At 32.1% G+C, this 13834-nt stretch carries 13 protein-coding genes and 1 riboswitch; all 13 genes read right to left on the bottom strand.

Annotation, left to right across the window (positions count from 1 at the left end; all coding sequences use genetic code 11):
* Nucleotides 1-50: 50 nt before the first annotated feature.
* Nucleotides 51-157: riboswitch (SAM riboswitch) on the bottom strand.
* A gap of 87 nt (nt 158-244) precedes the next feature.
* Nucleotides 245-1201, bottom strand: a complete 957-nt coding sequence (locus ACSYT2_RS00815) for an MraY family glycosyltransferase (RefSeq protein WP_430857438.1) — start codon at nt 1199-1201, stop codon at nt 245-247.
* A gap of 210 nt (nt 1202-1411) precedes the next feature.
* The gene (locus tag ACSYT2_RS00810) at nt 1412-2053 is read right to left on the bottom strand and encodes a V-type ATP synthase subunit D (RefSeq protein ID WP_430857439.1); all 642 of its coding nucleotides are present in this window, start codon (nt 2051-2053) and stop codon (nt 1412-1414) included.
* A 3-nt stretch (nt 2054-2056) separates the two neighbouring features.
* A complete protein-coding gene (locus ACSYT2_RS00805) occupies nt 2057-3436 on the bottom strand; it encodes a V-type ATP synthase subunit B (protein ID WP_430857440.1) in 1380 nt (459 codons plus the stop codon).
* Nucleotides 3429-5207, bottom strand: a complete 1779-nt coding sequence (locus tag ACSYT2_RS00800; RefSeq protein ID WP_430857441.1) for a V-type ATP synthase subunit A — start codon at nt 5205-5207, stop codon at nt 3429-3431. Before ACSYT2_RS00800 ends, ACSYT2_RS00805 begins: the two co-directional genes overlap by 8 nt.
* 17 nt (nt 5208-5224) lie before the next feature.
* Nucleotides 5225-5536 (bottom strand): V-type ATP synthase subunit F, encoded by a 312-nt coding sequence (locus tag ACSYT2_RS00795; RefSeq protein ID WP_430857442.1) that lies wholly within the window; start codon nt 5534-5536, stop codon nt 5225-5227.
* A complete protein-coding gene (locus tag ACSYT2_RS00790; RefSeq protein WP_430857443.1) occupies nt 5529-6530 on the bottom strand; it encodes a V-type ATP synthase subunit C in 1002 nt (333 codons plus the stop codon). Before ACSYT2_RS00790 ends, ACSYT2_RS00795 begins: the two co-directional genes overlap by 8 nt.
* Before the next feature lie 12 nt (nt 6531-6542).
* Nucleotides 6543-7142, bottom strand: a complete 600-nt coding sequence (locus ACSYT2_RS00785; protein WP_430857444.1) for a V-type ATP synthase subunit E — start codon at nt 7140-7142, stop codon at nt 6543-6545.
* Nucleotides 7143-7160: 18 nt separating this feature from the next.
* On the bottom strand, nt 7161-7646 hold the full coding sequence (locus ACSYT2_RS00780; protein WP_430857445.1) for a V-type ATP synthase subunit K: 486 nt from the start codon (nt 7644-7646) through the stop codon (nt 7161-7163).
* A 12-nt stretch (nt 7647-7658) separates the two neighbouring features.
* Nucleotides 7659-9608 carry a V-type ATP synthase subunit I gene (locus ACSYT2_RS00775; protein WP_430857446.1) on the bottom strand — a complete coding sequence of 650 codons (1950 nt, stop codon included), beginning with the start codon at nt 9606-9608 and terminating at the stop codon, nt 7659-7661.
* A complete protein-coding gene (locus tag ACSYT2_RS00770; protein WP_430857447.1) occupies nt 9609-9920 on the bottom strand; it encodes an ATPase in 312 nt (103 codons plus the stop codon).
* Between the two features lie 230 nt (nt 9921-10150).
* Nucleotides 10151-11815 carry a B12-binding domain-containing radical SAM protein gene (locus ACSYT2_RS00765; RefSeq protein ID WP_430857448.1) on the bottom strand — a complete coding sequence of 555 codons (1665 nt, stop codon included), beginning with the start codon at nt 11813-11815 and terminating at the stop codon, nt 10151-10153.
* A 29-nt stretch (nt 11816-11844) separates the two neighbouring features.
* The gene (locus tag ACSYT2_RS00760) at nt 11845-12345 is read right to left on the bottom strand and encodes a hypothetical protein (protein ID WP_430857449.1); all 501 of its coding nucleotides are present in this window, start codon (nt 12343-12345) and stop codon (nt 11845-11847) included.
* 123 nt (nt 12346-12468) lie between these two features.
* Nucleotides 12469-13749, bottom strand: coding sequence for a PQQ-dependent sugar dehydrogenase family protein (locus ACSYT2_RS00755; protein ID WP_438382805.1), 1281 nt, complete (start codon nt 13747-13749; stop codon nt 12469-12471).
* Between the last annotated feature and the right edge of the window lie 85 nt (nt 13750-13834).

Genomic DNA, 13834 nt, shown 5'->3' with positions numbered 1-13834 from the left:
CCTAAAGGGTTATCCTCTAGGCATAATAAAATACTACGCTATAAAAATTCCCCTTATCTTTCAGCTTCTGCTGCAGGATTTAGCACCATGTATAATTATGACATATACCGGTTGCTGGGTTTCATAGGGCCAGTCCCTCCACCTCTCTAGATAAGAACTATTCATTTTTGTATATTATACCCTTTATTACTTAATTTGTAAAGGGGGTTTTTTCTAAATAAAAAGAAGACCTTGAAAGATCTCCTTAATGTTTAATTAATAATAATAGAATTGAGATTATACTACAAACTAAACTTATAACTACGATATAATTAACTATTTGCTTCGTAGTTAATCCTTTTTCTTCTAATCTATAATGCATTTGACTTCTATCTGCTTGATATACCGGTTTACCTTCACTAAATCTTTTAAATATAACAAATATATTATCAAATATAGGTACTGCTAAGGCTAATATAGGTATAAATAGACTCATTACTGTTGCTTGTTTAAAAGCACCATCTATAGCAATTATACTTAATAAAAATCCAATTAAATTTGCCCCTGAATCTCCCATAAAGACTTTAGCCGGGTATCTATTGTACATTAAAAATCCAAATATAGCTGCACCTAATATTAATGCAGTTGTTGCAGACTCAGTTTGCCCAAGGATAACTGCTGCAAAGAAAAATGTTACTGCTGATACAACTGAAATACCTCCAGCTAAACCATCCATTCCATCGGACCAATTAATAACTGTTGTAACACCAAATATCCATGTTATAGTTAATATAAACTGTAACTCTGGAGGTAAATTTATATATTCACCATTTACAAAAGGATTTGCAAATCCCCCAAAAACTATCCCTGATCTATATACTAATATTGCTGCAAATATTTGAACTATTAATCTTGGATATATAGGAAATTCTTTTCCTACTGCCTTATAATGATCATCAATTAGCCCTATTATCAATATTAAGGTAGATGCTATAAAAATCCAAAATTGCTCTGTTTTATTATCATGAACTAATAAAAAATACATGAGGAAGAATCCAATATATATTCCTACTCCACCGCAAAGGGGAATGGGCCCTCTATGCTTCTTTCTTTCAGTAGGCTTATCAGTGAAACCAATTTTCTTTGCTAACTTCATTAACTGTGGTGTAATTATGTAAACAATCAAAAAAGTTACTCCTAATGCTAATATGTAATTCCTCATAAACTCTACTCCTTAAATATTTTATGTCTAAACTATTCTAGCTTTAAGCATATTTTTTTACGCTTATAATTTGAATTATACTATTATCGACTTTTTTAATCAATTACAAAAATATTAAATTTGAATTATCTGCCTTTATTTCCACCATACTTTAAAGATATTTAACTTATATACAAGAAAAGCTTCCCAAATATTAGGGAAGCTTTTCTACTATCCTCTCTGCTCTATCATACTCTTAACTTTCATTAATCTAGTAATAGCAGATCTTTCATTTTCATCAAGTTTCATTCTTATATACTTAATAGTTTCTTGAAGTTGAGGAATTGTCATATATTCAAGAGCATTAACTCTTCTTCTAGTCTTTTCAATTTCATCAGCCATAAGTTGACATGACTTTTCTACTTCTGCAAGTTCAAGTAACTTTGGAAGTATCCCATAAAGCTTTGATATTGCATCATCAAGTTCTGAAGAAGTATTTGCAAATCCATAAGGGAAAATACTTCCCTCATCCCCCTCAAGTTCTCTCTTGAAGTTCATTACAGGAACGGATACACTCATAACATTCTTTTCGCCTACTTCAACTGAAATATGCTCCTTTGGATAAGCTATAGCCTCCTCTAGGAATTCAGAACTCATTACTGCTCTAGCCATAACGAAATCCTTTAAAGAACCTTCTAGTTGTCCTTCAACTTCTTTTCTTAGAGTATTGTTATATTTAACAAGATTAATGAATTGTCTCATTAACTCATCTTGCTTATCTTTTAAAAGTTTATGACTTCTTGTAGATGTAGCTAATCTTTTCTTCAGCTTAGAAAGTTCCATTCTTGTAGGATTGACATTTAACCTTGCCATAGTTTACTCCTCTTCTCTTGGCATATACTTTTCAAGATACTCATCTCTAATTCTCTTAAGCTCATTTCTAGGAATCATCTTTAATAACTTCCATCCTAAGTTTAGAGTCTCTTCGATAGTTCTATTTGTAGTAAAGCCTTGTGAAACATATTCCGCTTCAAATGCTTCTGCAAACTTAGCAAGCTTCTTATCAGTATCTGATAAAGCTGATTCACCAAGGATTGCTGATAATTCCTTTGCTTGCTTACCTTGAGCATATGCAGAAAATAATTGATTCATTGTATCTGCATGATCTTCTCTAGTCTTTCCTTTTCCAATACCTTTATCCTTAAGTCTTGAAAGTGAAGGTAGAACGTCTATTGGTGGCATTATACCTTTCTTATATAATTCTCTTGAAAGAATTATTTGACCTTCAGTGATATATCCAGTTAAATCTGGAATTGGATGAGTCTTATCCTCTTCAGGCATTGTTAACATAGGAATTTGAGTAATGGAACCTTCTTTTCCTCTTAATCTTCCTGCTCTTTCATATAATGTAGAAAGGTCAGTATATAGGTAACCAGGATATCCTCTTCTTCCTGGAACTTCTTTTCTAGCTGCTGATATTTCTCTTAATGCTTCTGCATAATTTGTAATATCAGTCATAATAACAAGAACTTGCATTCCTTTTTCATAAGCTAAAAACTCAGCTGTAGTTAGTGCCATTCTTGGAGTAGCTATTCTTTCAATTGCTGGGTCTGATGCAAGGTTCATAAATAGAACTGATCTATCTATAGCTCCTGTTGCCTTAAACTCATCTACGAAGAATTGTGCTTCTTCAAATGTGATACCTATAGCAGCAAATACTATAGCAAACTTAGAGTCTGAATTAAGAACTCTCGCTTGTCTTGCGATTTGTGCTGCAAGCTCCTTATGTGGAAGCCCTGATGCAGAGAACACAGGTAACTTTTGTCCTCTAACTAGTGTATTAAGTCCATCTATAGCAGAGATACCAGTTTGAATAAATTCTGATGGGAAATCTCTTGCCATTGGATTAATAGCTTCACCATTTATATCTAATCTTTGTTCAGGTATTATGTTTGGACCATCGTCATTAGGTCTTCCCATACCATCAAATACTCTACCTAACATATCTTCAGATACACCTATTTCAAGTGGTCTACCTAAGAACTTAGCCTTAGTTCCCTTTAGATTAATACCTGAAGAACCTTCGAAAACTTGCACCATGGCTTTAGTTCCATTAACTTCTAGAACTTTACCTCTTCTTTTTTCTCCAGTTTGAAGTTCTATTTCAACTAGTTCGTCGTACTTAACGCCTTCAACACCTTCAACAACCATCAAAGGTCCAACAACTTCAGTAACTGTTCTGTATTCCTTAAGCATCTTGTACCCCTCCTTCGTTGATTAATTCATTAATTGCAGCCTTTAAGTCAGCACTAGTTTCATCAATCTTAACTAAATCATCTTCGTGAACATACTTACTTCTTGCAATTCTATCTCTTATTTCTCCAAGGCCTAAAATCTTATTTAAGTAAACTCCAGCAGCAAGTGCTTTTTCAGACTCTCTCTTAAAATCAATTATAAGCTTTAACATCTTATATTGCTTGTCAAGTGAAGTATATGTATCAACTTCATGGAAACCATTTTGTTGTAGATAATCTTCTCTTATTGACTTAGCAACTTCTAGCTTTAATCTATCCTTTTCAGATAATGCATCTATACCAACAAGTCTTACGATTTCTTGTAAGTTAGCTTCATCTTGAAGTAAAGCCATACATTCTTTTCTTAATTCTGACCAATCGCCAGCAACATTTTGGTCCATCCAATTATCTACGCTTTCAGCATATAATGAATATGAATTTAACCAATGAATTGATGGGAAATGTCTTTGATAAGCAAGTTGTGCATCAAGTCCCCAGAATACTTTAACAATTCTAAGTGTAGATTGTGTAACTGGTTCTGAGATATCTCCTCCTGGAGGCGATACAGCTCCGATTGCAGTAATTGCTCCTTCTCTTCCATCATTACCTAGACATTTAACTTTACCAGCTCTTTCATAGTAGTCAGCAAGTCTTGATCCTAGGTAAGCTGGGTAACCTTCGTCACCAGGCATTTCTTCAAGTCTACCAGACATTTCTCTAAGAGCCTCTGCCCATCTTGAAGTTGAGTCAGCCATTATCGATACTGAATAACCCATATCTCTAAAGTACTCAGCAATTGTTATACCTGTGTATATAGATGCTTCTCTAGCTGCAACAGGCATATTTGAAGTATTTGCTATAAGTACTGTTCTCTTCATTAAGCTTTCCCCAGTTTTAGGGTCTAAAAGTTCTGGGAACTCATTTAAAACGTCAGTCATTTCATTTCCACGTTCTCCACAACCAACATAAACAACTATTTCAGCATCTCCCCATTTAGCAATCTGATGTTGAACAACAGTCTTACCTGCTCCGAAAGGACCTGGTACTGCTGCTGCTCCACCCTTTGCAACTGGGAAGAACGTATCTATAACTCTTTGTCCTGTAGTCATAGGAGCTGCTGGATTAATCTTTGATGCATATGGTCTACCTTTTCTTACAGGCCACTTTTGCATTAAAGTAAGTTCCTTATCTCCTTTTTCTGTTTCTAGAATACAAACTGTATCAGTAACTGTAAATTCACCTGGAGTAATAGATTTTATTGTACCTTCTACTCCATTAGGAACCATTATACTTTGCTTAACAACAGGTGTTTCTTGAACTGTTCCTATAACATCTCCTGCTGAAACTTTATCGCCAACCTTAGCTGTAGCAACAAAATTCCATTTCTTTGTTCTGTTTAATGATGGAACTGATATCCCCTTTGTTAGGAAGTTTGACTGTGCTGCTTCCATAAATGCATCTAGTGGTCTTTGTATTCCATCAAACATTGATTCTATTAGCCCTGGTCCAAGTTCAACACTTAGTGGTTCTCCAGTAGTAACTACTGGATCTCCAGGTCCTATTCCTGATGTTTCTTCATAAACTTGGATTGATGCCTTATCGCCTCTCATTTCTATAATTTCGCCGATAAGACCTTTCTCTCCAACCTTACATACGTCATATATATTAGCTTCATCCATACCTTCAGCTACAACTAAAGGTCCAGAAACTTTGATTATCTTTCCGGTCTTCAAATCACTAACCTACCTTCCTATAAAATATTAACGCCTACAGCTTTTTCTACGTTATCGCTAATTCTTTGCATACCTATATTTAATGTTCCTTGATTGCTTGGAATTAATATTACAGCAGGAAGTACCTCTCTATTGTATCTCTCAATAGTTTCCTCAATATCCTTTGCAACTTGCTCAGTTACAAAGATTACTGCGTAATTATTCATTGCTAATCTATCAATAGTTTTTCTAGCTTCATCTGATTCTACTACTGGAAATACATCTATTCCTAGTGCTTTAAAAGCTAAAACAGAATCCTTATCTCCTACAACACCTATTTTCTTAAACATAAATATCACGCAGCCTTTCTCTTATTACTTCCCCAGTAATATTGTTGAGCTTACCAACCATAATAATTCTAATAACCTTTATTTCAGTTTCTTTAGCATATATGTATGCTAATAAAGGTTCTCCACCAAATGGAATCATTTTTGCTTCCTTCATCATATCCATTATGTAGTTATCTACTAATTTCTCTAGAAGTCCAGCAGAACCACTCTTGTTATAATCATCTACACCATTTTTTAGTACATCTTCATAGTTAGTATAACTTAACTTACTTACTATGTTTTCTGGTGCATCATTAAGTAGTGCTAATAATCTATCATTATCAATTGAACCACCATCTATTACTACAGAAAGTAAGAATTCTCTACCCTTGTTTTGTTTCTTAATTCTTAATAGACTCTTTACATTGGTTAGATCTATTAAAGCCTTAATATACCTTTCAGTAAATGCATCATCTAATTTCTTAGCAATATCTATCATCTCTTCAAACATATATTTATCTAAGATGATATCGATTCTTTGAGGATCCTTTTTAGTATTAAAGTCTTCTATTGCCTCTTCAATTCCTCTTCTCATAATAGGGTTAAAATCTGACAAAGTATTAGTATCTATTGAAACCTTTAACTTTGATACTTCAATCATTCCTACTGGAATAAACATATGAGAAAAATCTTTTTCAAGGAACATTCCCTTTAATATTACCTTTATATTATGGTAATCATACTTAATACTCATTATATCCACAAGAGCTTTTGATGGGGACATATCATATACTTCATGATAAACTCTCTTAAGTTCAGCACTTAGCATATCTTCATAGTCCGCTGCTCTCTTAACATTTGTCATTACATTGGCATACTCTGTTTCCTGAAGCACCTTTAATGCCTCTTCAGCAGAATTTGAATCTATCATTCTGTCTATTTTGGCCTTATCAAGGAGTCTGGTTTCTAATACTCTAAGTCTTGGAATAACCTGAGTAAATTGCATTACATCCATTAATTCTCCTCCTTAATTAAATAACTCTCTTGCTACTTCGAACTCCAATTCTTCTTTTAATGAGTCAACTAAAGCTTCAAAGGTATTGTTTATTTCTATACCTGCTTTTTCTAAGATGAATCCACCCTTAAAGTTTCCTATCTCAGTGCTTAAAGTTATTTCACCCTTCTTGCCTTTTGAAACAAGTTCTCTATTTATTTCACTTATTAAAGCTCCATCTACAATTTTCTTTCCTTCTTCATTTAAGATTAGCTTTTCATCTCCAGCTATATCTAACTTAAGAATACTGTCTTTTATAAAAGATACATATTTATCCTTGCCTAACTTACAAAGCTCCTCAACACTTTTAACAAATACATCTTGAATGATTGCTTGCTTAGCCTTAAGCTTTTCATTTCTTGCTGTAAGTTCTGCTCCAGAGATAACTCTTTCTTTTCTTGTTTGAGCCTCTATTTCAGCCTTTTCTAACATTGTAGCTTCTAATGATTTGGCTGCATTAATCTTCTTTTCAATAATTTTTGCCTTTTCATCTTCAGCTGCTGCTAAAATACTATCCTTTCTTTCTTCCGCATCTTTAAGAATCTTGGAAGTCAGATTACTTATATTTGACATAGTTTCACAACCCCAATCTTAGAATAAATTAACAATTAACATTATTGAAATAACGAATCCTAAAAGTGCATAAGTTTCAACCATTGCTGTTAAAACGATACCCTTTGTGTTATGTTCTGGCTTCTTAGCTAAGATTTGAACTGCTGAAGCAGCTGTTTTACCTTGTGCAATCCCTGAGAATAAACCTGCTATAGCAACTGGCATACATGCAAATAAAAGATAAGCACCTTGTTGTAATGTAGTTGTACTTGATAATTGTAATAAAACCATTAATCCTACAACGAATCCATAAAGACCTTGTGTACCTGGAAGTAATTGAAGTATTAAAGCCTTACCAAACTTTTCTGGTTGCTCTGTAAGTAATCCTGCTGCTGCTTGACCTGCTATACCAACACCCTTTGCTGAACCAATCCCTGCTAATCCTACTGCTAATGCTACACCTAGTGCACCTAATATAAATCCACCATTATTTTCTGTTAAAAATTGAACCCAAGTCATTTCCATTATATAATCCTCCTAATTTTTCTTTAAATTAATATATTCATTTTTTGTTTTGAATGGAGAAAATGATTTTCCCCCTCCTTCATAAAACTTACCAAAATATTCAACGTATTGTAATCTACAAGTATGAACATATGCTCCTAGCAAGCCTAATCCAAGGTTAAATACATGCCCAAGTATAAATATCATAGGCGCAAATAGAATAGCGGCCGCTCCTGGAATCATACCCATCATAAGATTGAATGCTCCAGCAAGAGATCCTCCTGCAAGTCCAAGAGCCATTAGTCTTGTATAAGATACAAGATCTCCTACATAGCCTGTTATTCCATATAGTGCATAAGCTCCTTGCCCTAATCTAGCACCTGTACTCGCCTCTTCTCTTCCACCAGTTAATACTATTACAACCATACCGAATATCATGGCTACAATAGAAATAGTTTTAACAACTGGAGGTAATCCTAAAGCACCTGCGCCTAGAACTAATCCTACTGAAACAAGAGTGATTACCCATGCTCCTACATCATAAAATGCATCCTTTGGTTTTCCTGCCTTAATAAGCATATAAGCCTTAACACCAAGTCCAAAGAATATTTGAATTGCTCCAAATACAACAGAAGCAATTAACACTGTAGTAACATCTTTATTTGGATCTACTAACTTTGGTAAATCTATTATTCCACCAAAGAATGAGCCGTATATAGCTCCAAATCCTATAATAGGGAAACTTAAGTAGAAGAAGAACTTAGCAAACTTTTCTTTTTCCTCATCTAATTTAAATTTCTTTAGTACAAATAATGTAACTATTAATTGTATTATTCCATAACCAATATCAGCAACCATCATCCCAAAGAATAATAAATAGAATGGTGCCATCAGTGGCGTTGGATCGATTTCGTCATACCTTGGTGTACTATACATTTGAACAATATTTTCAAATGCACTATTAATTTCATTATTTTTTAACTTTACAGGAACATCTGAAATTTCATCTTCTTTAACATCTTCAAAGTTTAAATAATGAGTATCTCCTAGAACTTCCTTAGCCACTTCAACTAGTTTGTTATTTTCCTCCTCTGGAATCCATCCTTGAATGATCATAACATTTTCTGTTTTTAAGAAATTATTAATAGCATCTTTTCTAACACGGATATTTTCATAGTACTCACAAACCAATTTAAATGTTGTAACTTCTTCCTCTAAACCTGCTAATTCTTCAATTACGAAGAATTTATTTGAATCAAGTTTAGCAATCTTGTCTTTATAATCATGAATTACCTTTATAGGCACTTCATTAATATCTGTTTTGAATTGACTAAATCCAAACCCTCTTAATTTTTCACTTATTTCCTCTTCTTTATCATTGTCACATATTAATAAAAAGAATAAATCCTGATTATTACTTGAGATAATCTCTAAATAACAATCTTGTAATTCAGAAACTAGTGTTTCTTCATATTGCTTTGGAATACTTCCTAAGAAGTGTGGAGTTTTTAAAGAATTTAATAACTCAAAAGAGGTATCAAGACCTTCCCATGGTTCTAAAGAATCAATTACAGTTTGTAGCTTAGTTTGCTCATTTTCTAAATCTGAAATTTTCTTCTCCTTAACCTTAAGATTATGGTAAACTTCTTCCCATTCACTTTTGCCTATTGCATCTTCAAGCTCCTTGAAGGTTAACTCTCTTTTTCCTTCCTTCATTTCCTTTAAGCCTGATTTTTGAGGAACATACGCCATTAAAAATTGGAGGGCAAACTTAGCCATAGATAATTTATCTTCGCACTCTGCATAATCTGAAGTGGCGCTATCTTTATATAAATCTGCAAGTTCTTCATGTTTTTCAACTACATCTTCATCCTGTAAATTTATAAACTCTACTTCAGCAAGCCCTTGAAGCTTTTCTAAAAGCCTAGCTCTTTGAGATTCAAAAGCAAGCAAAGTGAACTTATTCATCTTAACTATTGCCATTTACTTCACTATCCTCTCAACCACTAATTTAACAGCACTATTTTTCTTTTCTTCAGAGATATTGTAAATACTCTTTGAATCTTCATTACCTTTAGATAATATAGGCTCAGCCTTCTTATTACCTTCCTCTAATGCTTTTTCTAAAATTTCATTACTTTTGCTCTTAGCACCATCTATCACTGATTTATATGTATCTTCAGCTTCTTCAGTAGCTTTTTGAACAATCTCTTTTGCTTTAGCTGTAGCATCTTTAATCATCTTATCTGCTTCTGCTTCTGCACTTTTTATTTCTTTAATTGCATCTAATGCCAAAATATCACCACCTTCATGCCATTATCTGTAATAATTATTAATAATATATGAATTAATACTTTATATAGTATTAATTACTTTTTACTCTATTCTATTATACACTGTTTTGCATTTTTTTCAACAATTTTATGTTCATATATGTTTATATAATTCATAAATTTTACATATGTAAACATTTTCTACCCTGCTTTCAAGCCATATTTATTGTTAAAAAATTTACAAACTTATAATTATTCATTAACCACTTTAATTTTTTCACCAGAATTACCCACAAGATAATAGGTCTCCTCTTTTGAAATTATCCCTTGCCTTACATAAGCATCCATATCTATTGAAAATATTTCAACATTATATTCTTTAAAAGAATATGTATCCCTATACTTATCTTTTATCTTTATCTCTATTTCCTTGGCAATCTCTCCTTTCATATAATCCGGCATCCCTCTTTTCTTATTAAAAGATAAGTAATCATATTTAATAATATCTTTTAAGTACCCTTCATCACCTTTTAATATTTCCATATTAAAATCTAAAAATACCTTATAATATTCAGAGTTTCCAATATTTCTATTAAAGTATCCTTTACTTTCAAAGAATTCACCTAAATCATAGAAAAAATCAAAGGGTTTATCATATTTTGAGTAAAAGAAATTCAGTATATTATTAAATTTTTGGCTATTATAGTACTTATCGACCATTTCTTCCACTTTTTTAAGCTTTTGAAGCTCAAAATATGAAATTTTATCAGTTTTTAATATTTCATATGGTGGATATGGTGAGAAAGCCATGCCATATTTATCACTTTCCTCTCTCATAGATGAGCCTTTAAGTAACTTTAAGAAACCTAACTGAATCTCTTCTGGTCTTATACTATGGACATCATTAAAAGACCTTACAAAAGAATCATAATCTTCTCCAGGAAGGCCTGCTATTAAATCAAGATGTTGTTTTATATTTCTAATAGATAATAACTCTACAACCTTTTCTTTTATATCACTAAAGTTAACAAATCTATTTATATTCCTTAATACATCATCATTAGTAGTCTGTACTCCAACTTCGAATTGGAATCTTCCCTCTGGCGCCTCTCTTAATAGGTCTAGTTCTTCTTTCTTTAAGATATCTGCTGATATCTCAAAATGAAATTGGGTTTTTGTATCAGACTTTATTAAAAAGTCCCATATAGCCATTGAATATTTATGATTACAATTGAAGGTTCTATCTACAAACTTAACAAGCCTTACTTCCTTATCAATGAAAAATTGTAATTCATCTAGTACTCTCTCAATATTATGGAACCTTACTCCATGAGTAGTTGATGATAAACAATATTTACAATTAAAAGGACACCCTCTACTTCCTTCATAATAAACAATCTTATTACTTAAATCTTCATCTTTTTCATAAGGAAATACTAATTCATCCATTGTCATCAATGGTCTGCTAGGATTGGATAAAACCTCCCCATCCTTTTTGTAATGTAATCCCCTTATATCCTCTATATCTCTTAAACCTAACTTATACTCAACAAACTCTCTATATGTTTTCTCTCCTTCACCTTCTATAACATACTCTCCAACATTCTCTTTAAGGAATACCCTACTATCGTAAGAAACCTCTGGGCCTCCATATAATATTTCAATATTTGAATCAACCATCTTTATTAGATTTGCTAAACGAGATACCATTTCAACATTCCATATATAAGTTGATATAGCTACAACATCTGGCTTTTCTTCAATAATCTCTTTTAAAACATGTTCTTCTCTATCATTAATAGAGAATTCCCTAATTACCCCTTCATAAGGCATATCCTTTGTAAATGCCTTTAAATATCTAACTGCTAAATTGCTGTGTACATACTTTGAGTTTACAGCTGTAAGTAAAATCTTCATAATTTACTCTTCCTCTCTTATGTTAATCCTTATATTCTTACTCCCTTGATGAAGAATATATCTTCCCAAACTTTAGTTTCTTCTATTTTATAGTATTTTTCAAGGATTTTTTTCACTTCTTCAAAAGTACAAGTTATTAGTGGGTTATAATTTTTAAACTCCACTTCCTTAACTTTCTCATTTGGAAGCAATACTTTGACCTTATTATCTATTATTTTTCCTCTTTCTTTATTAACATCCCAAATATATATACTCCCCTCCTCCTTTAGATAAGAGGATACTTCTCTTATTATACTTTCCTTCCTTCTGCCTCCCCAAATATTATTAAGATTAAAGAAAAAGGTACATGCATCATATTTTCTTTCCTTTAATTCATATTTACTTTCCTCACTTACATAATCAATAGCTACTTCTTCCTCCACTTCTTTAGACATATTATATATAACTCCTGTATTTTCTCCAGATAGATCTAATATATCCCCTTCTATATGCACATCATTCATATTTATAATTAAAGTTTTACCCATCATATATCCCTCCTACCTTTTATGATTCTACCATATTTTTACATAATTATAAATATCAACATATAACCCTTAAATATATAATTAAAAATAGGCTAAATAAGTTCCTCAACATATTTAGCCTACGTCCTACTTAATATCTTTTTTTAAATTAGTAAATTTCAAGACAGCTACAACCAATAATAAGAAGGTTAATAAAAATATGAATGCCCACACTATTGTAGGTAATTTAAATCCAAGTAAGCCTTCCTTCTCATGTAAACTATATATAGCTCCAATTCCACTATCCAAAATTAAAAATTCTTCATTATTATAAACAATATCTTTAATATAACTATCATTACTAACCTTAAGTACTCTATAATACACTCCCTCTTTATTTATTGTGGAAATTGCATTTTCTCCTTTGTCCCATAGTAATAAACTATCCTTTTGAAGAAGATCTCCCCCCCTATCTATTGATAATTCTTTTAGAACATCAACTGATGAACTCTGATAAAATGGTCCTGCAACCACTCTTTTAGGTGGATTTTGTAATAATGGCTTTATTAATTCTTCCCCCTTAAACCTTGGAGAGCTTATTGGATCTCCACCACTAAAATCAGGCCAGCCATACCACTCTCCCTTTACTAATTTATAAATATAATCCCTATCTCTATTAACTGCTCTTAATCCCTCATTTTTCATCCCGCTAAATACTGCTACTATATTTCCTTCATTATCATAATCTAATCCAGTAATTCCTCTAATTCCACTTACAAATAAACTGACACTATTCTTTTCCAAATCTATTTTATAAACTGCTCCATTACCTAATTCAGCTTTTTTAATTTTTTCTCCAATCTCTGAAGATACTCCTTTATCTTTAAATGCTCCTGTTTTTTCCTCTCCGAAGTTAATTCCAGCTAAGGTTATTTCTACTGGAGAAATATCCCCTCTTCCCGACTCTGAAATCCCAGAATTCGTTGCTGCTCCTATTGATATAAATAACTCCCCCTCCTTTGATAATAGTCTCCTATCAATTTCATTTCCCCCACTAGGAATATTAGATATAACTATATCAATAACTCCATTTACTAATGAATAACTTTCTACTTTATCATCAGAAATAAAATATAAGTTATTATTTATATAAGTTAAATCTTCTATATTTAAATCTTTTTCCTTATATAATAATTTCTCCTTACCTTCCCTATCTATCTTTTTAATTGACTCCTTATAGGCTATGTATATAGATCCATCCTCATCAACTGTAATTGCTTTAGCATCTTCACATCCCTTAGCAATTATTGTGCAATCTATGTCATCCTTTAATATACTTACTCTATATTTATTTGATATCTTAAAAACAGCAAAAGCTGAAGTAACTATCAATATTGACACAATAGTAAATCTAAGAAACTTCTTCATAATTTCCCCCAATATATTCCTTCATTAAATTTATATTTTAATGTAGCCAAAATATAACCCCAACTTGAAAAATCTATTAGTAGTG

This window comes from Clostridium zhoujianii (assembly GCF_051590805.1).
Taxonomy (GTDB): domain Bacteria; phylum Bacillota; class Clostridia; order Clostridiales; family Clostridiaceae; genus Clostridium.
Note: the sequence above shows the minus strand (reverse complement) of the source record. Positions and strands in the feature narration are given on the sequence as shown.